This is a genomic window from Janthinobacterium sp. GW822-FHT07A03, from assembly GCF_058798815.1.
The window spans coordinates 205,438-227,720 of record NZ_JBXAKW010000004.1 but is presented as its reverse complement, the minus strand read 5'-3'; the positions used below and the strand labels follow the sequence as shown (position 1 = coordinate 227,720).

General features: G+C 64.5%; 23 protein-coding genes. 18 read left to right on the top strand and 5 right to left on the bottom strand.

Going from position 1 to position 22,283, the window contains the following annotated elements; translation table 11 throughout:
• Position 1: 1 nt before the first annotated feature.
• Together AC1RJW_RS13315 and AC1RJW_RS13310 are read left to right on the top strand one after the other, a co-directional pair.
• The gene (locus AC1RJW_RS13315) at positions 2–649 is read left to right on the top strand and encodes a response regulator (RefSeq protein WP_493045339.1); all 648 of its coding nucleotides are present in this window, start codon (positions 2–4) and stop codon (positions 647–649) included.
• A gap of 166 nt (positions 650–815) precedes the next feature.
• On the top strand, positions 816–1,514 hold the full coding sequence (locus AC1RJW_RS13310) for a Crp/Fnr family transcriptional regulator (protein WP_493045338.1): 699 nt from the start codon (positions 816–818) through the stop codon (positions 1,512–1,514).
• On the opposite strand, the gene AC1RJW_RS13305 is transcribed toward AC1RJW_RS13310, so the two are convergent.
• On the bottom strand, positions 1,511–2,704 hold the full coding sequence (locus AC1RJW_RS13305; RefSeq protein WP_493045337.1) for an MFS transporter: 1,194 nt from the start codon (positions 2,702–2,704) through the stop codon (positions 1,511–1,513). The genes AC1RJW_RS13310 and AC1RJW_RS13305 overlap by 4 nt on opposite strands.
• 86 nt (positions 2,705–2,790) lie before the next feature.
• Here AC1RJW_RS13305 and AC1RJW_RS13300 point away from each other — a divergent pair, with 86 nt between their 5' ends.
• Complete coding sequence (locus tag AC1RJW_RS13300) at positions 2,791–3,243, top strand: winged helix-turn-helix transcriptional regulator (RefSeq protein ID WP_493045336.1); 453 nt, start codon at positions 2,791–2,793, stop codon at positions 3,241–3,243.
• Positions 3,240–4,460: a D-amino acid dehydrogenase gene (locus AC1RJW_RS13295; RefSeq protein WP_493045335.1), complete on the top strand. Its 1,221-nt coding sequence runs from the start codon at positions 3,240–3,242 to the stop codon at positions 4,458–4,460. The genes AC1RJW_RS13300 and AC1RJW_RS13295 overlap by 4 nt, the downstream gene beginning before the upstream one ends.
• Here the strand turns inward: AC1RJW_RS13295 and AC1RJW_RS13290 are convergent.
• Both AC1RJW_RS13290 and AC1RJW_RS13285 read right to left on the bottom strand, forming a co-directional pair.
• On the bottom strand, positions 4,435–5,514 hold the full coding sequence (locus AC1RJW_RS13290; RefSeq protein ID WP_493045334.1) for a hypothetical protein: 1,080 nt from the start codon (positions 5,512–5,514) through the stop codon (positions 4,435–4,437). The two genes, AC1RJW_RS13295 and AC1RJW_RS13290, sit on opposite strands and share 26 nt — an antisense overlap.
• A 69-nt stretch (positions 5,515–5,583) precedes the next feature.
• Positions 5,584–6,615, bottom strand: a complete 1,032-nt coding sequence (locus tag AC1RJW_RS13285; protein ID WP_493045583.1) for a MerR family transcriptional regulator — start codon at positions 6,613–6,615, stop codon at positions 5,584–5,586.
• Between the two features lie 339 nt (positions 6,616–6,954).
• Between AC1RJW_RS13285 and AC1RJW_RS13280 the strand changes: the two genes are divergently transcribed.
• The 13 genes from AC1RJW_RS13280 (at position 6,955) to AC1RJW_RS13220 (ending at position 19,192) form a co-directional block, all read left to right on the top strand.
• Positions 6,955–7,965 (top strand): zinc-binding alcohol dehydrogenase family protein, encoded by a 1,011-nt coding sequence (locus AC1RJW_RS13280; RefSeq protein WP_493045582.1) that lies wholly within the window; start codon positions 6,955–6,957, stop codon positions 7,963–7,965.
• A 1-nt stretch (position 7,966) separates the two neighbouring features.
• Positions 7,967–9,097 (top strand): mannitol dehydrogenase family protein, encoded by a 1,131-nt coding sequence (locus AC1RJW_RS13275; protein WP_493045333.1) that lies wholly within the window; start codon positions 7,967–7,969, stop codon positions 9,095–9,097.
• Positions 9,098–9,211: 114 nt separating this feature from the next.
• Positions 9,212–10,129 carry a GntR family transcriptional regulator gene (locus AC1RJW_RS13270; protein ID WP_070313719.1) on the top strand — a complete coding sequence of 306 codons (918 nt, stop codon included), beginning with the start codon at positions 9,212–9,214 and terminating at the stop codon, positions 10,127–10,129.
• A gap of 25 nt (positions 10,130–10,154) precedes the next feature.
• Positions 10,155–10,490: a UxaA family hydrolase gene (locus AC1RJW_RS13265; protein WP_070221792.1), complete on the top strand. Its 336-nt coding sequence runs from the start codon at positions 10,155–10,157 to the stop codon at positions 10,488–10,490.
• Positions 10,487–11,710 (top strand): UxaA family hydrolase, encoded by a 1,224-nt coding sequence (locus AC1RJW_RS13260; protein WP_493045332.1) that lies wholly within the window; start codon positions 10,487–10,489, stop codon positions 11,708–11,710. The genes AC1RJW_RS13265 and AC1RJW_RS13260 overlap by 4 nt, the downstream gene beginning before the upstream one ends.
• 11 nt (positions 11,711–11,721) lie before the next feature.
• Positions 11,722–12,738, top strand: coding sequence for an aldo/keto reductase (locus tag AC1RJW_RS13255; protein ID WP_493045331.1), 1,017 nt, complete (start codon positions 11,722–11,724; stop codon positions 12,736–12,738).
• Positions 12,735–13,577 (top strand): amidohydrolase family protein, encoded by an 843-nt coding sequence (locus tag AC1RJW_RS13250; RefSeq protein ID WP_493045330.1) that lies wholly within the window; start codon positions 12,735–12,737, stop codon positions 13,575–13,577. The genes AC1RJW_RS13255 and AC1RJW_RS13250 overlap by 4 nt, the downstream gene beginning before the upstream one ends.
• Positions 13,574–13,903, top strand: a complete 330-nt coding sequence (locus AC1RJW_RS13245) for an L-rhamnose mutarotase (protein ID WP_493045329.1) — start codon at positions 13,574–13,576, stop codon at positions 13,901–13,903. The genes AC1RJW_RS13250 and AC1RJW_RS13245 overlap by 4 nt, the downstream gene beginning before the upstream one ends.
• Before the next feature lie 20 nt (positions 13,904–13,923).
• On the top strand, positions 13,924–14,679 hold the full coding sequence (locus AC1RJW_RS13240; protein ID WP_493045328.1) for an SDR family oxidoreductase: 756 nt from the start codon (positions 13,924–13,926) through the stop codon (positions 14,677–14,679).
• 21 nt (positions 14,680–14,700) lie between these two features.
• Positions 14,701–15,567: a fumarylacetoacetate hydrolase family protein gene (locus AC1RJW_RS13235; RefSeq protein WP_493045327.1), complete on the top strand. Its 867-nt coding sequence runs from the start codon at positions 14,701–14,703 to the stop codon at positions 15,565–15,567.
• 81 nt (positions 15,568–15,648) lie between these two features.
• Entirely contained in the window at positions 15,649–17,181 is a 1,533-nt protein-coding gene (locus AC1RJW_RS13230; RefSeq protein ID WP_493045326.1) for a sugar ABC transporter ATP-binding protein, read from the top strand.
• Between the two features lie 19 nt (positions 17,182–17,200).
• Positions 17,201–18,175 carry an ABC transporter permease gene (locus AC1RJW_RS13225; RefSeq protein WP_034759656.1) on the top strand — a complete coding sequence of 325 codons (975 nt, stop codon included), beginning with the start codon at positions 17,201–17,203 and terminating at the stop codon, positions 18,173–18,175.
• 54 nt (positions 18,176–18,229) lie between these two features.
• The gene (locus AC1RJW_RS13220; RefSeq protein WP_493045325.1) at positions 18,230–19,192 is read left to right on the top strand and encodes an ABC transporter substrate-binding protein; all 963 of its coding nucleotides are present in this window, start codon (positions 18,230–18,232) and stop codon (positions 19,190–19,192) included.
• A gap of 3 nt (positions 19,193–19,195) precedes the next feature.
• On the opposite strand, the gene AC1RJW_RS13215 is transcribed toward AC1RJW_RS13220, so the two are convergent.
• Positions 19,196–20,095, bottom strand: a complete 900-nt coding sequence (locus AC1RJW_RS13215) for a LysR family transcriptional regulator (protein ID WP_493045324.1) — start codon at positions 20,093–20,095, stop codon at positions 19,196–19,198.
• A 98-nt stretch (positions 20,096–20,193) separates the two neighbouring features.
• On the opposite strand from AC1RJW_RS13215, the gene AC1RJW_RS13210 reads away from it, so the two are divergent.
• Positions 20,194–21,261 (top strand): SDR family oxidoreductase, encoded by a 1,068-nt coding sequence (locus AC1RJW_RS13210; protein ID WP_493045323.1) that lies wholly within the window; start codon positions 20,194–20,196, stop codon positions 21,259–21,261.
• Here AC1RJW_RS13210 and AC1RJW_RS13205 read toward each other — a convergent pair.
• The gene (locus AC1RJW_RS13205; protein WP_493045322.1) at positions 21,248–22,255 is read right to left on the bottom strand and encodes an SMP-30/gluconolactonase/LRE family protein; all 1,008 of its coding nucleotides are present in this window, start codon (positions 22,253–22,255) and stop codon (positions 21,248–21,250) included. The two genes, AC1RJW_RS13210 and AC1RJW_RS13205, sit on opposite strands and share 14 nt — an antisense overlap.
• Positions 22,256–22,283: the final 28 nt, after the last annotated feature.

Genomic DNA, 22,283 nt, shown 5'->3' with positions numbered 1-22,283 from the left:
AGTGAACGCACCAATCAAAATCCTGCTGGTCGACGACCACACCCTGCTGCGCAGCGGCGTCAAGCTGCTGCTGCAGCGCAATCCTCAATTCCAGGTGGTGGGCGAGGCATCGAACGGGCTCGACGGCGTGCGCCTGACGGCCGAACTGCAGCCCGACGTGGTGCTGATGGACTTGAACATGCCCGGCGTATCCGGCGTCGAGGCGCTGCAGCTGATCTTGCAGGACATGCCGCAGATGGTGGTGCTGATGCTGACCGTGTCGGAAAACGCGGCCGACCTGGGCGCGGCCCTGCGCGCGGGCGCACGCGGCTACTTGTTGAAAAATATAGAAGCCGAGCAGCTGGGGCAGGCCATTTGCCGTGCCGCCGCCGGCGAATCGGTGATTGCCGACGCCATGACGGCCAAGCTCGTGTCGCAGTTCCGCGCCGGTCAGAACGCCCCGCAGGAAGACTATGACAAACTGACGCCGCGCGAACGCGAAGCCATGGCGTGCCTGGCGCAAGGGCTGAGCAACAAGGAAATCGCGCGCCAGCTGGACGTGGCCGAAAGCACGGTGAAAATCCACGTGCAAAACATCCTCAAAAAGCTTAAGCTCAGCAGCCGCGTGCAGATCGCCGTGTATGCCGTCGAGCGCGAACTCGGTAAATAAAGATCAAGCAAAGCATAAATACAGTGCCAAAAAACCACAAGGAATGCGCGATTGTTTGATCTGCATGGCGTTCCGGCCTAGACAACCCTAGTTCCTTTGACGTATGGCCTTGACCGTGCCTGCGCATTACACTCTTAGTCATTCGCTAATCTAATAAGAGAGTGTCATGCATAAGGTCAACGTCGATGGCTTGCTATCGAGCCAGGCTCTGTTCCGCCATATTTCCCCTTCGCAATTAGAGCAATTGCGCCAGGATGTCGTGCGTGTCGAAGTGGAAAAAGGCAAAGTGTTGTTCCGCAAGGGCGAAGTGGCGGAAGGCGCCTACGTGGTGGTCTTCGGCCTCGTCAAGCTGAGCGTGTTTTCCATGGAAGGGACGGACAAGGTCCTGGAGCTGATCCGTCCGGGCCAGAGCTTCGGCGAAGCCATGATTTTCCTTGATGAACCGTACCCGTTCTGCGCCGAAGCGCTCGAGCACTGCCTGCTGCTGCGCATCCCGCCGCACGCGCTGCTGCGCCTGCTGGACCAGTCGCCCCGCATCGCGCGCCAGATGATGAACAGCCTGTCGCACCACCTGATGGGTTTCATTCGCAACGTGGAACGCTGCTCCGTGCAGAACGCCACCCAGCGCGTGGTCGAGTATCTGTTGCAGGCATCGGACCAGCAGCGCTCGAACGAGGTCAAGCTGGACCTGAAGAAAAGCCTGTTGGCATCGTTCCTGAACCTGGCGCCCGCCACCCTGTCGCGCGTGCTGCACCAGCTGACGGACTTGCATTTGATTAAAGTCAGCGGTTCGCTGATCCAGATCCAGTCCGATGCCTTGAAAACCTACCGTCATGGTTCCGCCACCACGGCCATGCTGAACTAAGCTTTTTCAGCCGGCAAGGTCAGCCGCCAGAACAGCAGGGCGAGCAAGCTGACCGCCGCGCCCAGCGCGCATACCCCATGCCAGCCCGCCAGCGCATACACGCTGGTGGCGGCAATCGCCCCGAGTCCGCTTCCCACCGCATAAAACAGCATGTAGCACGCCACCAGGCGGCTGTGCGCGTCGCTGTCCTGCTTGAAAATCAGGCTCTGGTTCGTCACGTGGATGGCCTGGCCTGCCAGGTCCAGCGCGATGATGCCGACGACCAGGGGCCACAGGGCAGCACCGGCAAAGCTGAGCGGCAGCCATGCGGCCAGCAGCAACAGCAGGGCCGCGCCCGTCGTCCACTGCGCGCGTCCGCCGTCGGCCAGCGCCCCGGCCCGCGCGGCACCCAGCGCGCCGATCACGCCCACTAACCCGAAAGCGCCGATGGCCGCATGGCTATAGCCTTGCGCCGTCAGGGGCAGCACCAGGGCGCTCCAGAAGATATTGAACACGGCAAACATCAGCAGGGCCAAGGTGCCGCGCACGCGCAGCACCTTGTTGTGCATCAACATCTCCGCCATCGAGGCGAGCAGGGCGCCGTAAGCCAGCCGTTGACTGGTCGGTTGCGCCGGCGGCAGCTTGCGCCACAGCAGCAACAGCAGGGCGCAGGCGATGGCCGCGGAAACAAAATACACGGCGCGCCAGTCGGCGAGATCGGCCACCACGCCGGACAGGGTGCGCGCCAGCAGCAAGCCGATCACCACGCCGCCCTGCGCCATGCCAACGACCCTGCCCCGCTCATGGCTGGCCGCCGCGCTGGCCGCGTAGGCGATCAAGCCCTGCGTCATGGCCGTGCCCAGCAAGCCCACCAGCAGCATGCCGCCCAGCAAGGCGGCCGTGGAACGGGCACAGCCCAGCGCCGCCAGCGAGACGGCCAGCATGCCCAGCTGGAACAGGGTCAGCCGGCGCCGGTTCAGCATGTCGCCCAGGGGCACGAGCAGCAGCAGGGCCAGCGCGCAGCCGAGTTGCGTGGCCGTGATGACCATGCCGCTGGCGGCCTCCGTCATGCCGAATTCCTGCGCCAGGGTGGCGAGCAAAGGCTGGGCGTAATACACATTGGCCACGCTGAGGCCGGCCGCGCAGGCAAACAGCCAGACAAGGGAGGGGGCAAGCGTTGCCAGGGGAAGGGGAGGGGTCGTGTCGCGCATGGATGCCTATGTGGTTTCAAATTAAAACCAGTTGGAGTCTACGCCGAGAAGTTTTAAAATGCAACCACTCAATCAAGGAGACATCCGTGGCCAAGCGCAAGAGCCTGAAAACTGACCCCTGTCCCGTGGCGCGCGCGCTCGACGTGATCGGCGAGCGCTGGTCGCTCTTGATCGTGCGCGACGCCTTCGACGGCATGCGGCGGTTTGGCGAATTCCAGAAAAGCCTGGGCGTGGCGAAGAACATCCTGGCCGACCGCCTGCACACGCTGGTGGAAGAGGACATTTTTACGGTCGCGCCCGCCTCGGACGGAACGGCCTACCAGGAATACGTGCTGACGGCCAAGGGGCTGGCGCTGTTTCCCGTCGTCGTCGGCTTGCGCCAGTGGAGCGAGGCGCAATTGTTCGCAGCTGGCGAGGCGCATTCCACCTTGCTGCAGCGCGGGTCAGGCTTGCCCGTGCGCAGGCTGGACGTGCTGGCCGAGGATGGCCGCGTCCTGCAGGCGGGCGATACCATCGTGCAGAAGGTGGAGGCGCCATGAGCCGCACGGTGGCCGTCATCGGCGGCGGCATCACGGGCGTCACCACGGCTTACGCGCTGGCGAAACGGGGCGTCGCTGTCACGCTGGTCGAGCGCCACCGCTATGCCGCCATGGAAACGTCGTATGCGAATGGCGGGCAATTGTCGGCCTCGCACGCGGAAGTGTGGAACCACAAGGCGACGATATGGAACGCCTTGAAATGGATGGCGCGGCGCGATGCGCCGCTGCTGCTCAATCCGACTCCCGGCTGGCACAAGCTGAGCTGGTTTGCGGAGTTTCTCGCCGCCATGCCGGATTACGAGCGCAACACCATCGCCACGGCGCGCATGGCGATTGCCGCGCGCGCACACCTGTTTGCGTGGGCCGAGCAAGAAAACATTGATTTTGATCATCGCCGCGCCGGCATCCTGCATGTGTATCGTGACCAGCGCGGCTTCGAGCGGGCGGCCGGCGTGTCGCGCCTGCTGGCGCAGGGCGGACTGGAGCGGCGCGCCGTCACGCTTGCGGAAATGCGCGCCATCGAGCCGGCCCTGCAGGGCGACTTTTACGGCGGCTATTACACGGACAGCGATTCCACGGGCGACATCCACAAATTCACCAGCGGCCTGGCCGATGCCTGCGTGCGCCTGGGCGTGGCCTGCCGCTATGGCGCACAGGTCACCGCGCTGGCGCGCGAGCACGGCAAGGTGCGTGTCTCCATGGGCGAGGACAGCGCCGTGTTCGATGCCGTCGTCATCTGCGCGGGCACGGCCAGCCGCGCCATGGCGGCAATGCTGGGCGACCATGTGAATGTGTATCCCGTGAAAGGCTATTCGATTACCGTGCAGCTCGATGACGCCGCCAGCCAGGCGGCCGCGCCTCAGGTCAGCCTGCTCGACGATGCCACCAAGCTGGTCAGCAGCCGCCTGGGCGAGGACCGGCTCAGGGTGGCGGGCACGGCGGAATTCAATGGCGTCAATCACGACATCCGCGCCGACCGCATCCGTCCGCTATTGGAATGGGTCGAGCAGTGCTTTCCCGGCGTGAGTACGCGCAAGGTCGTGCCGTGGGCCGGTTTGCGGCCCATGCTGCCGGCCATGCTGCCGAAAGTGGGGCCCGGCAAGGCACCGGGCGTGTACTACAACACGGGCCACGGCCACCTGGGCTGGACCCTGGCGGCCGCGACGGCGGAGATGGCGGCAGAGGCGCTGCTTAATTCTTCGGCAGCAAATCGCTGAGCGCGGCGCGGCCCTTGACGGTGAGGAAGGGGCCGACCTTGCTGTAAGGCAGTAAAAAATCGTTTTCGCAGCCGCTGCCGTTCGCGTCTTCCCAGAACGACACGCCTTCGGGTTTCAATGACAGATGGAAGCGGCCGCGGCCATCGTAATCCGTGCCCTTGCACTCGGCGTCGATCTTGACATCCTTGAAGAGGGCCTGGCGCAGGCGGTCCGGCAGTTCGGCCTTGTCGTCGCCATCGCTGGCGCTGGCGCCAAACCAGTTCCACACGTCCGTTTCCTGGCCCGTCTTCACGTCCCAGGTGCGGAAGCGGATGGAAATGCCGCTGGCGCCATAGCCGGCCGGCCAGCGGTAGAATTTGATCGTCACCCAGCGCGGCGACCAGTAAGTCGGCTCCGCATACACTTCGTCTTCCGTCGTGAAACCGTTGCGGCCCAGGTATTCGCGGCGCGTGGCATAAAAGTCTTCCAGGTCTTTCTTGTCCTTGGCCAGTACGGCGCGCAGCTGCGCGTTGATTTTCGCCACACCATCGCCGGGCGCCATCAGTTCCACGGTGATGGTGTCGCCCACTTGCAGGTTGCGGTATTGCTTGCCTTCGAAGGTCATGGGCTTGCTGACCTTGGTGCCGGGAAAGTCTTCCAGCGCCAGGTTGTAGGCATCGCTGGCGCAGGACGGATGGTCGCGGTCGCCCGCCGCTTCCAGCAAGGTCAAGGCCAGGGGCAGGGTCTTGCCGCTTTTCGGCTCGGTCCACGTGCCGGTGAGCTTGCCGCCCTGCGGCGCGTTGAGGCGCCACGTGCCCGTGGTGTCGCCCTTGGCGTCGGATTCGCTCCAGTTGCTCTTGCCGTTCGCCATGGACAGCATGATGGGCGTCTTGTAGCGCGTGTAGTAATAATTGCCGCTGCGGTCAGACCCTTGCGTGGGGCTGGGCTGGTTGAAGCAGGCGACGATATTGGCCTTGCCCAGGGTGCCCTGCCACACGCCTTGCACGGGCGGCTCGGCCGCCATGGCGGCATTCAGGGCGGGCAGGGTCAGACATATAAGCAAAAAGCGGCGCATCGGATTTTCCTGTGACTGGCGATGGCCGATTCTACATGGCCACCGCCTGAAAATGCCGCACACCAACTTTTACGCTTGTCTTTCCTGCGCCACCACGGCCATCGCCGCGCCCAGGTATTGCAGCATGGCGGCGTCGACGAAGCTGCCTTCCATCAGACGCGGTTCCTGCTGGTGCGCCTGGCGGAATTTCAGCTGCGTGGCCGGGGCCGTGCCCGCATACGAGCGGAACAGGTCCAGCCACTGCCGTGCCAGTTGCAGCACGGCCGGGTCGGTGGGCGGCGTGCGCGCATCGATGGCGGCGCGTACGGCGGCGATCAGGGCTGGCCACTCGCCCGAACGCCTGCCGTAGTTGGCGAGTAAATACGCATATTCCTGTTCATCGAGGAAAGGTCGATATAGCGCAATGCGCGAAGCGTTGAAGGCGGCGATGATGAACTGCATCAGCTCCGCATCGATGCTGGTGGTGGCCTGCATCGATGGCTCCTGCTCGTGCATGTCGTTCAGGCGCGCGAACAGGCCAGGGTGGGCGCCCGTGTCGCGCACCAGCTTGACCATCCATTCCGTGGCCAGCGCCTGCGCCTGCGCATCGTCGGGGCCGGCGCCCGCGTCCCTGGCGGCGCGTACTCTCGCCACCAGGGCCTTCCATTCCTGTTCCACGGCGCTATCTGTCAGCAGCGGCATCTGCTGCAATTCCTCGGGACTAAAATATTTGTCGTACATGGTCATCAACTCCATTGTGGTGAGCCACTCGGCCAGTTCCGGTGCCTGTCCTTGCGCCAGTTGCGCCTGCAAGCTGCGCAGGCGTTCGCGCAGGGTGGAGGCTTGCGCGATCTGGTGCTCCAGCATGGCGATCTGCTGCGCCACGATGGCGCTCAAGGGCAGATCCGGGCCGGCGAGTGCGTTGGCGATATCGGCCAGCGACAGCCCAAACTTGCGCAGCGCCATGATCCGGTGCAGCCGGTCCATGTCGCCGTGCTGGTACAGGCGGTAGCCAGCTTGCGTGCGCGCCGAAGGCGAGAGCAGACCGATGCTGTCGTAGTGGTGCAGGGTGCGGATGGTCAGGCCCGTGAGCCTGGCCAGTTCACCGATTTTCAACAGCATCGTCTTCTCCTTGTCTTCAGTACGTACCATCACGATGGTGCCTGACGCTACGTCAGGGGCAAGCAGGAATGTAGCAGAAGACCCGAAAAAACCCGCAAAAGAATCCGTTGACCTTCATTTTTTTGTACGGTATATTTATAAAACCGAATGACGACAGCAGCTAAAGAATGGGGTTCGGGCCAGGCGGCATGACGGCATGATCGTTGTGCGGCGCAGCAAGACGCGCCACTGGCAGGGCTGGAAAGACAATCCGCGCAGACGGATTTTTTTCACAGTTAGTTTGTACGTTAAATATAATATGCCGCCGGCAAGATCCGGACGGCGAGAGAGACGACCATGATGAAAAGCATCGTTTGCGATACGCCCGGCAGTTTGCGCATGGAGCAGCGCCCCGTGCCCGTACCCGCCGAGGGCGAAGTGCTGCTGCGCATACGCCGCGTCGGCATCTGCGGCACCGACATGCATATCTTCCGCGGCACCCAGCCTTTCCTCAGCTATCCGCGCGTGATGGGGCATGAATTGTCCGGCCATATCCACAGCGCGCCGGCCGGCTCGCGCCTGGCCGTGGGCGACCAGGTCTACGTGATGCCCTACCTGTCCTGCGGTACTTGCGTGGCCTGCCGCCAGGGCAAGACCAACTGCTGCACCCGCATCGAAGTGCTGGGCGTGCACCGCGACGGCGGCATGACCGAATACCTGGCGCTGCCCGAGCGCTTCGTCTTCAAGACGGAAGGCATCTCGCTCGACGACGCGGCCATGATCGAATTTCTCGCCATCGGCGCGCATGCCGTCAAGCGCGGCGCGGTCGATGCGGCCAGGCGCGTGCTGGTGGTGGGCGCCGGCCCGATCGGCATGGCCGTGATGTTGTTCGCAGCGTTGAAAGGCGCCGACGTGACGGTGCTCGACGGCCGCGCCGACCGCCTGCAGTTCTGCCGCGACACGCTGGGCATCGCCCGCACGGTGCAGCTGGGCGAGGGCGACAAGGAGCTGCTGTCGGACGCCACGGGCGGCGAATTCTTCGACGTGGTGTTTGACGCCACCGGCAATATCGCCGCCATGGAGCGGGGCCTGGACTTCGTCGCCCATGGCGGTTCCTATGTGCTGGTATCGATCGTGCGCGACCGCCTGTCGTTCTCCGACCCTGAATTCCACAAGCGCGAAACGACCTTGCTGGGCAGCCGCAATGCCACCGTCGATGATTTCGAGGAGGTGGTGGCGGCCATGAAGGCGGGGAAAGTACCCACCGCGCTGCTCAATACCCACCGCACCACGCTCGACGAATTTACCAGCGTGCTTGATCGCTGGATGCAGCCCGAGGCGGGCGTCATCAAGGCCATCGTCGAGGTCTGAGATGGCGCATTCGAACCATAATCCCATCCTGCAGTTCGGCACCAGCCGCTTCCTGCAGGCGCACGCCGACCTGTTCGTCAGCGAAGCGGCCAGCCTCGGCGATATCACCATCGTGCAAACGACCGGCAGCGCGCAGGGCGCGGCCCGCGTGGCGGCGTTTCGCCGCGGCGGCGGCTACCCCGTGCGCATCCGCGGCTGGCAGGACGGCGCGCAAGTCGATGAAGAGCGCCGTGCCCACGCCGTCACGCAAGCGTGGCAAGCGGGCAGCGACTGGCGGCAGGTGCGCGATGCGGCCGTGGCCGCGCGCGTGATCTTGTCGAATACGGGCGACACGGGCTACCAGCTGGACGAATCCGATCACGCCGGCATGCTCGACGGCGCGGCCGTTCCTGCCAGCTTTCCCGCCAAGCTGCTGGTGCTGCTGCACGGGCGCTTCCTGGCCGGCGCCGCGCCCATCTCGATTTTTCCGTGCGAACTGGTGGCCGACAACGGTCATGTACTGCACCAGGTGATCGTGACATTGGCGCGGCAGTGGCGCTGCGATGCCGCGTTCATCGGCTACCTGGAAACGGGCTGCCTGTGGATCAATTCCCTCGTCGACCGCATCGTTTCCGAGCCGATCGAACCGGTAGGCGCCGTGGCCGAGCCCTATGCGCTGTGGGCCATCGAAGCGCAGGAAGGCATGCTGCTGCCGTGCCGCCACCCGCAACTGGTGGTCACAAATAGCCTGCGTGAGTATGAACAGCGCAAGCTGTTCTTGCTGAACCTGGGTCACACCTATCTGGCGCAGCTGTGGATGGAGCGGGGCAGCCCGGCCGGCATGACGGTGCGCGAGGCGATGGACGATGGCGCCATGCGCGCCGCGCTGGAAGCCCTGTGGCAGGAGGAAGTGCTGCCCGTGTTTGCCGCCATGGGAGAACAGCACGGCGACGCCGCGCTGGCCTATGTGGCGCAGGTCAGGGAACGCTTTTGCAATCCCTTCCTCGCGCACCGCCTGGCCGACATCGCCCAGCACCACGCCGGCAAGATCGAGCGCCGCATGGCGCCCGTGGCGGCCCTGGCGCGGCAGTTCTGTCCCGCCCTGGTGCAGCCGCGCCTGCGCGCCATGCTGGTGCCGGGAGCGCAGCCATGAAGGCCTCCGCCACCGCAGTTGTTTCTTTTTCGGCATGCCGATCCAATCCGATATCGACTAAAATGGCCCACTCATCCACTTTCCCTTTCGCTGGCATAGCGCGTTCATTCATCCATGTCCAAACCCGCCACCGTCTTCAAGCGCAGTACCAATCTGCTGTTGCAATTTCTCGCCGAGAATGTCGCAGTGGGCGAGATGCTGCCGACGGAGCAGTTCCTGACCACCATCTGCCAGGGCAGCCGCACGGCGGTCCGCAGCGCGATCGCCTACCTGTCGACGCGGCGGCTGATCGCCAGCCCGGCGGACCGGCGCCTGCTGCGCAAACCCATACCGGGCGACTACTTCGATATCTCCGAATTGCAGTCGGGGGCCGAGCGTATCCAGCAAGTGCTGATGGAACGCGTGTACCAGCGCGACATGCCGCCCGGCGCGGAATTTTCGGAAGCGGAACTGGCGCGCGAGGCGGGCGCCAGTACCGTCAGCGTGCGCGAATTTCTGATCGGCTTTTCGCGCTTCGGCCTGATCGAAAAGAAGCCGCGCGGCGGCTGGCGCCTGTGCGCGTTCGACCGCTCGTTCGCCACCGAACTGGCGGACATGCGGCGCATGTTCGAGATGGCGGCCGTGGAGCAGTTTGCGCACCTGCCGCATGGCGACCCGGCGTATGCGGAACTGGCGCGGCTGATCAAACAGCACGAGAAGCTGGCGGCCAGGATCGATACTCGCCACAACGCCTTTCCGGCGCTGGACCGCGAGTTCCACACCTTTTTGATCGGCCTCTTGAACAACCGCTTCGCGCAGGGCTTCTACGACATCGTCTCGTTTGTCTTCCACTATCACTACCAGTGGGACAAGGGCGAGGAAAAGGGCCGCAACCAGTACGCGGTGCAGGAGCACCTGGCGATCCTGCATGCGCTGGCGGAGCACGACATACCGAAGGCGCTCGAGTGCATGCGCTCGCACCTCGACTCCTCGCGCCGCACCATGCTGTCATCGATAGGCACGCGCGAAAAACTGAGCCAGCCAGGCGCCTAGCCGTTCTTGCCGGGGAGGGTGCGCCATGAGCCTCGCTTCCCGGCCTGCCAGCCTGCTCCTGATGTCGCCCGAGGATAACTGCCTGATCGCCAGGACAGCATTGGCCAGCGGCGACGTCGTCGCCATCGATGGACTGCCCGTCACCCTGGCGCAAGACATCCAGATCGGCCACAAGGTGGCGCGCCGCGCGCTGGCCGTGGGCGACAAGGTGCTGCGCTACGGCGCCCTGATCGGCAGCATCACGGCTCCCGTCGCCATCGGCGAGCATATTCACACGCACAACCTGGCAAGCGACTACATCCCCACGTTTACCCTGGGCCAGGACGGCCACCATTTCCTGCACAAGGACGACCAAGCATGAACGCTCCCGTAACGACACCCGCCCTGTCGGGCTACCTGCGCGCCGATGGCCGCAAGGGCATCCGCAATATCGTGGTGGTGGCCTATATGGTCGAATGCGCGCACCATGTGGCGCGCCTGATGGTCAATGCCTTTCCCGGCCAGCCCGTGCACCTGATCGGCTTTACGGGCTGCTTCCCCAACGAATACGCGGACCAGGTGATGCGCCGCCTGCTGACGCACCCGAACGTGGGCGCCGTGCTGCTGGTCTCCCTGGGCTGCGAAGGCTTCAACAAATATGGCCTCTCCAGCGCCGTGGCCGACAGCGACCGCCCCGTGCACACGATCACCATCCAGGAAAACAGCGGCACGCGCCCCAGCGTGAGCAGCGGCGTCGAATGGATAGGCTGGGCTTTGGAACACCTGGCGCGGCAGGAGCGCGTGCCGATGGGGATCGATGAACTGGTCGTCGCCACCATCTGCGGCGGCTCCGACAGCACCAGCGGCATCAGTGCCAACCCGGCCGTCGGCGTCGCCTTCGACACGCTGATCGCGGCCGGCAGCCCCTGCATCTTCGAGGAGACGGGCGAACTGGTGGGCTGCGAATACCACATGCAGCGGCGCGCCGTCAGCCCGGACCTGGGCAACGCCATCGTCGAAACCGTGGCCAAGGCCGCGCGCTACTACACCATCATGGGTCATGGCAGCTTCTCGCCGGGGAACGCCGATGGCGGTCTGACCACGCAGGAAGAAAAGTCGCTGGGCGCCTACGCCAAGAGCGGGTCCTCGCCCATCGTCGGCATTCTGAAACCGGGCGACCAGCCGGCCGGCGGCGGCCTGTACCTGCTCGACGTGGTACCGGACGGCGAGCCGCGCTTCGGTTTCCCGAACGTGTCGGACAACGCGGAAATCGTCGAACTCATTTCCTGCGGCGCCCACATCACCTTGTTCACTACCGGACGCGGCTCCGTGGTGGGCTCGGCGATTTCTCCCGTCATCAAGGTGTGCGCCAATCCGCAAACCTTCGAGCGCCTGGCCGACGATATGGATATCAACGCCGGCAAGATCCTCACGGGCGCAGCCACGCTGGAAGAGGTGGGCGCCGAGATCGTCACCGCCGTGCTGAACGTGGCCAACGGAGAACTGAGCCGCTCGGAAGACCTGGGCCACCAGGAATTCGTGCTGACCTATAAACAATTCGCCGCGGTGGGGCCAGGCTGCTTCCCCTTGCGTGCTGCTTGAGGGCCGGGCTCATGGATGTCACACAATTGCGTACCTTGCCGCGTGGCGGCCTGTCGCTGCCCTGCATCGGCATGGGCTGCGCACCGCTCGGCGGTTTGTACCAGCCCGTCAGCGACGCGCAGGCGCGCGCCACCCTCGATGGCGCCTGGGACGCCGGCGTGCGCTTCTTCGACACGGCGCCATTCTATGGCTATACCCAGTCCGAGCACCGCCTCGGCGCGGCGCTGCGCGAGCGGCCCCGCGATCATGTTGTCGTCAGTACCAAGGTGGGACGGCTGATGCGGCCCGACGCCTGCGTGCGTCCCGGCGACGACGGCTTTGCCGCGCCGCTGCCGTTCCGTCCCCATTACGACTACACGTATGACGGCGTGCTGCGTTCGCACGACGACAGCCTGCAGCGGCTGGGGCTCGAGCGCATCGATATCCTGTTCGTGCACGATATCGGCAAGGCCACGCATGGCGAACGCGAGCAGCAATACTGGCGCCAGCTGACGACCGGCGGCGGCTTTCGCGCGCTGGACCAGCTGCGCGCCAGCGGCCAGGTGAAGGCCGTGGGCCTCGGCGTCAACGAATCCGAGATCGTGCTGCGGGCGATGGCGGAATTCGACCTCGATTGCACCCTGCTGGCAGGCCGCTATACCTTGCTGGAACAGGCTTCGCTGTCGCCATTGCTGGACCTGTGCGTGGAACGCGGCAACGCCATCGTGATCGGCGGCCCGTTCAACTCGGGCGTGCTGGCCGGGAACGGCAAATTCAATTATGCCGACGCGCCGGAGGCCATACTCCAGCGCGTGGCGCAGCTCGACGCCATCTGCCGCGCATTCAATGTGCCGCTGCAGGCCGCCGCCCTGCAGTTTCCGCTCGCCCATCCGGCCGTCGTTTCCTGCATCCCGGGCGGCCAGGACCTGGCGCAGCTGCGGCAAAACCTCGACTGGTTCGCCACACCCTTGCCGGATGCCTTGTGGACGGCCTTGCAGGAAGCTGGCCTGATCGATGCGCGCGCGCCGGTGCCCAAGGGAGCCGCATGATGCGCATCGACGCCCACCAGCACTTCTGGCAGCTGGCCGCGCGTGCCGGCAGCTGGCCGCCGCCATCCCTGGCCGCCATCCACCGAGATTTTGCTCCCGCCGATCTGGCGCCCCTGCTGGCCGAACATGGCATCGCTGGAACGGTGCTGGTGCAGTCGCTGCCGTCCTCCGCCGATACCGATTACCTGCTGGCGCTAGCGGAAAAGACCAGCTTTATCCGTGCCGTCGTGGGCTGGACCGACTTGTTGGCCAAAGACGCACCGGCGGCGATTGCCCGCCTGGCGTCGCACGGCAAGCTCAAAGGCCTGCGCCCGATGCTGCAGGACCTCGACGACGATGCATGGATCGCCAATCCCGCGCTGGCGCCAGCCTTGGCCTCCATGGCGGCACACGGCTTGCGCTTTGACGCGCTGGTGCTGCCGCGCCACTTGCCCGCGCTGCTGCAATGCGCGCGCGATTATCCGCTGCTTTCCATCGTGATCGACCATGCGGCCAAACCGCCGATCGCCGATGCTGCCTTCGGTACCTGGCGCGAAGATATGGCGCAGCTGGCCGCGCTGCCGAACGTGCATTGCAAGCTGTCCGGGCTGGTGACGGAAGCGCGGCCCGGCTGGAACGTGGATGATTTGCGGCCGTATGTGGCGCATGTGCTGGAAGTCTTTGGTATCCAGCGCGTGATCTGGGGCAGCGACTGGCCGGTAGTCGACCTGGCGGGCGGCTATGGCGCCTGGCTGGCGGCCAGCGAAACCTTGCTGGCGCACCTGGGGCAGCAGGACCGGAACGATATTTTCGGCCTCAATGCGCTGCGCTTTTACGGCATCAAACAGGGCACGTCATGAAAAGAATGGGCATGGTCATCGGCATCGCGCCGGAGCGCATCGCTGAATACAAAAACCTGCATGCCGCAGTCTGGCCGCAGGTGCAGGAACGGCTGGCGCAAGCGCATGTCGGCAATTATTCGATCTTTTTGCGCGAGCCGGAAAACCTGCTGTTTGGCTACTGGGAGTACCACGGCGAGGATTTTGACGCGGACATGGCGGCCATCGCCGCCGACCCGGAAACGCAGCGCTGGTGGACCTTTTGCGCCCCGTGTCAGCAGCCGCTGGCCTCGCGAGCCGAGGGCGAGCACTGGGCGATGATGGAACACGTATTTCATATGGCTTAGGCCCAAAACAAGGAGACAACATGACCGCCAGACTACAAGGAAAAATCGCCCTGCTCACCGCCGCCGGCCAGGGCATCGGCCGGGCCACGGCCGAAGCGTTCGTGCGCGAAGGCGCCACCGTGATCGCCACCGATATCAACCAGGCGCAGCTCGACGCGCTGAAGGAAGCGACGGGCTGCGCCATCCGCCTGCTCGACGTGACCGATGGCGCGGCGATCACTGCGCTGGCCGACGAGATCGGCCCCGTCGATATCCTGTTCAATTGCGCCGGCTTCGTCGATGGCGGCACCATTCTCGATTGCGACGATGCGGCCTGGGACCGTTCCTTCGACATCAATGCCCGCTCCATGTACCGGCTGATGCGCGCCGTGCTGCCCGGCATGCTGGCCAGGGGCGGCGGTTCCATCGTCAATATGTCGTCGGTGGCGTCGAGCGTGAAGGGGGCGCCGAACCGCTTTATCTATGGCACCTCGAAGGCGGCCGTGGTGGGCATGACCAAGTCGGTGGCCGCCGATTTCGTCACGCGCGGCATCCGCTGCAATGCGATCTGTCCCGGCACCATCGAGTCGCCGTCGCTGAAGGAACGCATTGCCGCCCAGGCGGCAGCGACGGGCGTGAGCGTCGATGAAGTGCAAGCCGCTTTCGTGGCCCGCCAGCCGATGGGACGAGTGGGCAGGGCAGAGGAAATCGCCGCCCTGGCCGTGTATCTGGCCTCCGACGAATCCGCCTTTACCACCGGCATGGTGCACGTCATCGATGGCGGCTGGTCAAATTAATCACTACAACGAGAGAACCACATGAAACTGATGCGTTATGGCGCCAAGGGCGCTGAAAAACCTGCCTTGATCGATGCTGACGGCGCCGTACGCGACCTGTCCGGCGTGCTGCCCGATATTACGGCTGCGACCCTGGGCAAGGATGGCCTGGCGACCCTGGCCGCCATCGACATCGCCAGCCTGCCGGTGGTGGCCAACCCCGGCCGCATCGCGCCGCCGTGGCAGGGCGTGGGCAAGTTTTTGTGCGTGGGCCTGAACTATGCCGACCATGCGGCCGAATCGGGCATGGCCGTGCCGTTTGAGCCGGTGCTGTTCATGAAGGCCACCAGCGCCATCATCGGCGCCAACGACGCCGTCGTGCTGCCGCAGGATTCGCACAAAAGCGACTGGGAAGTGGAGCTGGGCGTGGTGATCGGCACCACCGCGCGCTATGTGAGCGAAGCGGAGGCGCTGTCGCACGTGGCCGGCTACTGCGTGGTGAACGATTTGTCGGAACGCGAATACCAATTGGAGCGCGGCGGCCAGTGGGACAAGGGCAAGGGATGCGATACCTTCGGCCCGATCGGCCCCTGGCTGGTCACAAGCGACGAAGTGGTGGACCCGCAAAACCTGGGCCTGTGGCTGGAAGTGAACGGCAAGCGCGTCCAGGACGGCAATACCAAAACGATGGTCTTCGGCGTGGCGAACCTGGTCAGCTACATCAGCCGCTTCATGACCTTGTATCCGGGCGACATCATCAGCACCGGCACGCCACCGGGCGTGGGCATGGGGCAGAAGCCGTCAGCCGTGTATTTGAAACCGGGCGACACCATGCGCCTGGGGATCGAAGGCCTCGGCGAACAGCGGCAGACCGTGCATGCGTGGAATCCGCAGCTGATCGACAGTTAATACGGCAGCAGACCGGCGTGCCGCCAAGGTGCTCAGACATCGGCGCGCCGGCCTATGGCAGTGGAGTGGAGGAGACACACCATGAATCAATCCGAAGAGATACTGGCCTTGAACAAGGTCAGCAAGCGCTTTCCTGGCGTGCTGGCCCTGGACAACGTCAGTTTCAGCCTGCGCAAGGGCGAGGCCCATGCGCTGTGCGGCGAAAATGGCGCCGGCAAGTCCACACTGATGAAGGTGATGAGCGGCGTGTACCAGGCCGACGAGGGGGAACTGGTCTACAAGGGCAAGGTGTGCAGCTTTGCCAGCAGCGTGGATGCGGAGGCGGCCGGCATCGCCATCATCCACCAGGAACTGAACCTGATCCCGCATTTGAGCGTGGCGGAGAATATTTTCCTCGCACGCGAACCGGTGCGCGGTATCTTCATCGACCGCAAGAAGATGCGCGCTGACGCGCAGGCGCTGCTGGACCGCTTGAAACTGCGCATCGACCCGCGCCAGCTGGTGAAGAATCTGTCCTGCGCCCAGCAGCAGATGGTGGAAATCGCCAAGGCGCTGTCGCTCAATACGGAAGTGCTGATCATGGACGAGCCCACGTCGTCGCTGACGGAAAGCGAGACGGGCCAGCTGTTCGACATCATCAATGAACTCAAGCGCAACGGCGTGAGCGTGGTCTACATCTCGCACCGGCTCGAAGAAATGCAGCACATCATCGACAGGGTGACGGTGCTGCGCGACGGAAAATTCGTCTGCACCGACGATTTTGCCAGCACCACCCTGGACGCCATCGTGGCCAGGATGGTGGGCCGCACCCTCGATGAAAAATTTCCCGACCGCGTCTCGACGCCGACGGCTGAAGTACTGCTGCGCGTGAGCGATTTGCACCGCAAGGATGTCTTCGGCCCGCTGAGCTTTGATTTGCGGCGCGGCGAGATACTCGGCTTTTCCGGCCTGATGGGTGCCGGGCGCACGGAAGTGGCGCGCGCCATCTTCGGCGCCGACCCGCTCACCAGCGGCGCCATCCACCTGGGCGACGTGGCGGTGACGATCGCCAGTCCCATCGACGCCATCGGACACGGCATCGCCTACCTGTCGGAAGACCGCAAGAGCCACGGCCTGGCGATCCGCATGTCGGTGGCGGCCAACCTGACCCTGACGAATGTATCGGCGCTGGCCAACCGTTTCGGCTTCATCGATTTTGCCAGGGAAGAGGCTGTGGCGCAGCAGTACATCGCGGCGCTGGGCATCAAGACGCCGACCTCGAAACAGGTCGCGCGCAACCTCTCGGGCGGCAATCAGCAAAAGATCGTCATCAGCAAATGGCTGTACCGCGAATCGAAAATCATCTTCTTCGACGAACCCACGCGCGGCATCGACGTGGGGGCCAAGTTCGCCATCTACCAGCTGCTCGACAAGCTCGCGTCGGAAGGCATCGGCGTGGTGCTCATCACGTCCGAGCTGCCCGAGATCATGGGCATGACGGACCGCGTGGCCGTGTTCCATGAAGGGCGCATCAGCGGCATCGTCAATACGCGCGAGTCGTCACAGGAAGAGATCATGCAGCTGGCGTCGGGTCGCGTCGTCGCTCCCACCCCTGGCCAGGCGGCAGTCCATTAAAACAGAAAGCTTAAAAAAAATGAACAAAGAACTGATCCAAAAATTCGCCGCGCTGGGCAGCCTGTCGCTGTTGCTGCTGGTGTTTTCCCTGACCAGCAACGCCTTTTTCTCCGTCAGCAACGGCATGAGCGTGGCCTTGCAAGTGACGTCGATCGCCTACCTGGGCATAGCCGCCACCTGCGTCATCATCACGGGCGGCATCGACCTCAGTTCCGGCTCCGTGCTGGCGCTGGCCGGCGTGGCCGCCGCGCTGCTGGTGAAAAGCGGCGTGCCCGTGCCGGTCGCCATGCTGGGCGGCGTCGTGGTGGGCGCCATGTGCGGCGCCGTCAACGGCTTTTGCATCACGCAGCTGAAACTGCCGCCCTTCATCGCCACCCTGGGCATGATGCTGATCGCGCGTGGCCTGGCGCTGCAGGTGACGGGCGCGCGCGCCATTTCCGGTCTGGGCGAGTCGTTCGGCGAACTGGGCAACGGCGTGCTGTGGCGCATCGAGCGAGACACGGGCGGCACCTTTCCCGAAGTCGTGTTTCCTGGCATTCCGTATCCGGTGGTGCTGATGGTGGTGATCGCCGTGGCCGTCTCCATCATGCTCAGCCGCACCACCTTCGGCCGGCATATCTATGCCGTCGGCTCGAATGCGGAAGCGGCGCGCCTGTCGGGCGTGAAGGTGGGCCGCGTGACCCTGCTGGTGTACACCTTGTCCGGCGCCTTGTCGGGCCTGACGGGCTGCGTGCTGATGTCGCGCCTGGTGACGGCGCAGCCGAACGAGGGCGTGATGTACGAACTCGATGCCATCGCCAGCGCCGTGATCGGCGGTGCCTCGCTGATCGGCGGCATCGGCACCATTTCCGGCACCGTCATCGGCTCCTTCGTCATCGGCATCCTGCGCAACGGCTTGAACATGAACGGGGTATCGAGCTTTATCCAGCAAATCATTATCGGACTGGTCATCCTGCTGACCGTCTGGATCGATCAGAAGCGCAACCGCGCCTGAAGCAGTAGCTGAAAGTAGTCACATCCATAAATCTATAATTACATGAGGACGACAATGAAAACCTTCAAAGCCTTCAACACCACCTTGCTCGGTCTGTTGACCGCAGCCTCTGCCCTGAGCGCCAGCGCTGCCTTCGCCGCCCCGGGCGAGATCGCCGTGATCGTCAAGACGACCAATTCCAACTACTGGCAAAACGTCAGGAAGGGCGCCACGGCCAGCGCCGCCGATGCCAAGGGCTACAGCCTGACCTTTCAGGGGCCGGCCTCGGAATCGGCCATCGCCGATCAGGTCAGCATGGTGGAAAACGCCGTCACGCGCAAGGTGGCCGGCATCGTGCTGGCCGCGTCGGACCCGGACGCGCTGGTGCCGGCCCTGAAGAAGGCGTGGGAGGCGAAGATTCCCGTGGTGCTGATCGATTCGCTGGTGGCCGACAGCGGCAAGCGCTATTACCAGTCCTTCCTGTCGACCGACAATGAAGCGGCCGGCGAGCAAAGCGCCAAGGCCCTCATTTCGCAGGTCGGCAAGACGGGCAAGATCGCCGTGATGTCGTACGTGGCCGGCGCCGGTTCGGAAACGGGCAGGGTGGGCGGCTTCAAGCGTTATATCGAAAAGAACTCGCAGCTGCAGATCGTCGGCACGTATTACTCGCAGTCGCAGATGGCCACGGCATTGAACCAGACGACCGACGTGCTGGCCTCGAATCCGGACTTGAAGGGCATCTTCGGGGCCAACGAGCCGACGGCTGTGGGCATGGGCCGCGCCATCGCGCAGGCTGGCAAGGCCGGCAAGGTGATCGCCGTGGGCTTCGACGGCAATGAAGACCTGAAAAACTTCGTCAAGGACGGCACCCTGTATGCGACCGCCGTGCAGGGTTCGTACTCGATGGGCGCGCTGGGCGTGAAAACCCTGGTCAGCCTGATCGAAGGCAAGAAGGTCGCACCGTTCGTCAATACGGGCGTGGTGATCGTCACCAAGGCCAATGTCGATCTGCCGGAAGCGAAGAACGTTTTATATTGAACGTCAACCGATCGTCAGGCGCTGCTTCAATTCCTTGAGCAGCGTACCGGTCCTGGCGGTCAGCTGGCGTGCCAGCGGCCAGGCCAGCGAGAGCGGCAAGCCTGGCGTGGCGCAGGCCGGCAGCACTTCGACGATGGCGCCGCTGGCCAAGTGCTCGTGCACCAGCCAGGTCGCCTGCTGCGCGATGCCCAGGCCGGCCAGCACGGCGGCCGTCTGCGCCTCGGCGTCCCCCACCGTCAGACGCGGACGCACCGCGCGCCGTTCCACCCCGTCCTCGCCTGCAAACAGCCACGGCGCCGCCGTGCCGTCTCCCCGGCCATAGGCGATGCAGTCGTGGCCATCGAGGTCCATAATGGCGGCCAGCGTGCCGCGCCGCGCCAGGTAGGCGGGCGCCGCGCAAAAGATCAGGCGCTCTTCGCCCAGCTGCATCTGTCCCAGCGTGGGCGGCCAGTTGCCCGGCGCGCCGATGCGCACGGCGATATCGATGCGCTCTTCGAACAGGTCGGCAAAGCGGTCGCTGAAGGCGATCGACGGCTGCAACTGCGGATATTTTTCGCACAGATCGATCAGCGCCGGCATTACGCGCATGCGGCCGTATGACGCGGGCACGCCGATGCGCACCTTGCCTGCCAGTTCGCCTTCCTGCTCGGCCAGCACGTTTTCCGCATCGACCAGTTCCTGCAGCACGCGCTTGCAGGTGGCGTAATAGGCATGCCCCGCGCTGCTCAACTGCAAACGCCGCGTGCTGCGTTCGAACAGGATCACGCCCAAGCGCGCTTCCAGGCGCGCCACGCTCTTGCTCACGGCCGAGCTGCTCAGGTGCAGTCTTTCGGCCGCCCGGGTGAAACTGCCGGCGTCGGCGGTGGCAAGAAACGGCGCGATGCCTTTCAAGTGGTCGGACATGATTGCGGAATATTTTTCATGAATAAGGTGAAATACTATCGCGGATAGGAATTCCTGTCCGCTATATCATGGTTTTTTACACAGGCATTGGAGTATTCATGAAGAAGCACGCATTGATTATCGGCGCCAGCGGCGTTATCGGCAGCAAGCTGGCCACGCACTTGCTGGCGCAGGGCTGGCAGGTGACGGGCGTCTCGCGAGGCCGCACGCCAGTCCCCGCCGGTTGCGCATGCTTGCCGCTCGATGCGACGGATGGCGCGGCAGTTCACGCCGCGCTGGCGGGCCTGGACGCCAGCCACGTCTTTTTCACGGCCTGGGCGCGCCAGGCCAACGAACAGGAAAACATCCGCGTCAATGGCGCCATGGTCGCCAATGTGCTGGCCGCGCTGGGACCGAACGGCCACTTGCGCCATGCGGCGCTGGTCACGGGCCTCAAGCACTATCTGGGGCCGTTCGACGCGTATGGACAGGGAGCCGTGCCCGTCACGCCGTTTCGCGAAGAGCAGGGCCGGCAAGCTGTCGAGAATTTTTACTATGCACAGGAAGACCGGCTGTTCGACGCGGCCGCGCAATACGGTTTTACGTGGAGCGTGCACCGTCCGCACACCATCATCGGCTACGCGCTGGGCAATGCCATGAACATGGGCCTGACCTTGGCCGTGTATGCGAATCTGTGCAAGGCCAGCGGCGCGCCATTCGTCTTTCCCGGTTCGCCCGCGCAGTGGCACGGCTTGTCCGACATGACGGACGCGGGCCAGATCGCGCGCCACCTGGCATGGGCGGCTGACAGCCCCGCCGCGCGCAACGAAGACTTCAATATCGTCAATGGCGACGTGTTCCGCTGGAAGTGGCTGTGGCCGCGCCTTGCCGCCTACTTCGGCGTGGCAGCGGCGGATTTGCCGGAGACGATGGCGCCACTGGCTGGCCGCATGCAGGACGCGCCCGCCCAATGGCGCGCCATCGCGCAGCAGCATGGGCTGGCGGAGCCCGATATCGGCCGCCTCGCCTCCTGGTGGCATACGGATGCCGACCTGGGACGGCCGATGGAAGTCATGACGGACATGGGCAAGAGCCGCAATGCGGGCTTTCTTGATTACCAGGATACGCAGGATGCCTTCATCAATCTGTTCGAGAAGTTGAAGGCAGAACGCATCATTCCGCGCTGACGTTGCCGGTCGCGGCAGGCGGAGCGGGCGGCGCTGCCGCCGCTGCCGTCGCCACATTTTGCTTGTGCTGCTGCGCCCGCTGCCACTCGAGGCCCGGGCGGTCGACGCGGAACTGCAGCAGACGTCCCTGCACCACTTCCGTCACGTACGCCGTGCGGCCATCGGGGCCGCCAAAGGTGATGTTACTGGGTTTGGCACCGGGCACGCTGATCTCGCGCAAGATGCGGCCCTGCGGCGACAATTTGACGACGCTGCCCTTGCCGTAGCGCGTCACGTAAAGGTTGCCGTCGACGTCCACGCGCATGCCGTCCATGCCGAAATCGTCGAACTTGATCAGCAATCGCTTGCCGCTCAGGCTGCCGTCCGCGGCGATGTCATACATCCAGATATTGCGCTGCACGCTTTCATTTACATACAAAATCTTACCGTCGGGACTCACTTCGATGCCGTTGGCCGTGCCCATGGTGTCGAGCGCCAGTGTCACCGTGCCATCTTGCGCGATGCGCCACACGCGGCCCGTGTTTTCCTTCCAGTTCGGGTCGCTCGCATACAGCACGTCGTCGGCCGTGATGGCGATGTCATTCGGCTGCGTCATGCGCGGCTCGCGCGCATGGATGGACAATGCGCGCGTGGCCGGATCGACCAGGTAGATCGTGTGTTCCATGTAGTCGGCCAGGTACATCTGCCCCCGGCTGCCGAAGCGGATACCGTTGGCGATGCTGGTACCGGGCAGGGTCAGGTAGACCTCGCCAAGGCCGCCGGGGCTGACCTTGCCGATGGTTTGCTGGCGCGCAAAGTTGACGGCATAGATATTGCCATCCGCATCGACGGCGGGCCCTTCGATGCCCTTGGTGAAGGAATGCGGGGCGGTCAGGGTGGTGGCGAGGAACAGCGTTTCGTGCGCGGGCGGGCTGGCGCAGGCGGACAGGCTGGCCAGCGCGGCGGCCAGCACGGCGGCGCGCAGCGGCGGCAGGACGGTTCGGAAATCGGGCATCAAGGTTCTCTGTAGGGCAAAGGTGGCG

Coding starts and splice junctions, on each gene's coding strand:
- AC1RJW_RS13205 (WP_493045322.1), bottom strand. CDS start 22,255: ATGCCCGATTTCCGAACCGTCCTGCCGCCGCTGCGCGCCGCCGTGCTG.
- AC1RJW_RS13245 (WP_493045329.1), top strand. CDS start 13,574: ATGAAAAGAATGGGCATGGTCATCGGCATCGCGCCGGAGCGCATCGCT.
- AC1RJW_RS13285 (WP_493045583.1), bottom strand. CDS start 6,615: ATGCTGTTGAAAATCGGTGAACTGGCCAGGCTCACGGGCCTGACCATC.
- AC1RJW_RS13230 (WP_493045326.1), top strand. CDS start 15,649: ATGAATCAATCCGAAGAGATACTGGCCTTGAACAAGGTCAGCAAGCGC.
- AC1RJW_RS13295 (WP_493045335.1), top strand. CDS start 3,240: ATGAGCCGCACGGTGGCCGTCATCGGCGGCGGCATCACGGGCGTCACC.
- AC1RJW_RS13280 (WP_493045582.1), top strand. CDS start 6,955: ATGAAAAGCATCGTTTGCGATACGCCCGGCAGTTTGCGCATGGAGCAG.
- AC1RJW_RS13225 (WP_034759656.1), top strand. CDS start 17,201: ATGAACAAAGAACTGATCCAAAAATTCGCCGCGCTGGGCAGCCTGTCG.
- AC1RJW_RS13275 (WP_493045333.1), top strand. CDS start 7,967: ATGGCGCATTCGAACCATAATCCCATCCTGCAGTTCGGCACCAGCCGC.
- AC1RJW_RS13220 (WP_493045325.1), top strand. CDS start 18,230: ATGAAAACCTTCAAAGCCTTCAACACCACCTTGCTCGGTCTGTTGACC.
- AC1RJW_RS13210 (WP_493045323.1), top strand. CDS start 20,194: ATGAAGAAGCACGCATTGATTATCGGCGCCAGCGGCGTTATCGGCAGC.
- AC1RJW_RS13270 (WP_070313719.1), top strand. CDS start 9,212: ATGTCCAAACCCGCCACCGTCTTCAAGCGCAGTACCAATCTGCTGTTG.
- AC1RJW_RS13235 (WP_493045327.1), top strand. CDS start 14,701: ATGAAACTGATGCGTTATGGCGCCAAGGGCGCTGAAAAACCTGCCTTG.
- AC1RJW_RS13215 (WP_493045324.1), bottom strand. CDS start 20,095: ATGTCCGACCACTTGAAAGGCATCGCGCCGTTTCTTGCCACCGCCGAC.
- AC1RJW_RS13305 (WP_493045337.1), bottom strand. CDS start 2,704: ATGCGCGACACGACCCCTCCCCTTCCCCTGGCAACGCTTGCCCCCTCC.
- AC1RJW_RS13310 (WP_493045338.1), top strand. CDS start 816: ATGCATAAGGTCAACGTCGATGGCTTGCTATCGAGCCAGGCTCTGTTC.
- AC1RJW_RS13265 (WP_070221792.1), top strand. CDS start 10,155: ATGAGCCTCGCTTCCCGGCCTGCCAGCCTGCTCCTGATGTCGCCCGAG.
- AC1RJW_RS13240 (WP_493045328.1), top strand. CDS start 13,924: ATGACCGCCAGACTACAAGGAAAAATCGCCCTGCTCACCGCCGCCGGC.
- AC1RJW_RS13250 (WP_493045330.1), top strand. CDS start 12,735: ATGATGCGCATCGACGCCCACCAGCACTTCTGGCAGCTGGCCGCGCGT.
- AC1RJW_RS13290 (WP_493045334.1), bottom strand. CDS start 5,514: ATGCGCCGCTTTTTGCTTATATGTCTGACCCTGCCCGCCCTGAATGCC.
- AC1RJW_RS13255 (WP_493045331.1), top strand. CDS start 11,722: ATGGATGTCACACAATTGCGTACCTTGCCGCGTGGCGGCCTGTCGCTG.
- AC1RJW_RS13260 (WP_493045332.1), top strand. CDS start 10,487: ATGAACGCTCCCGTAACGACACCCGCCCTGTCGGGCTACCTGCGCGCC.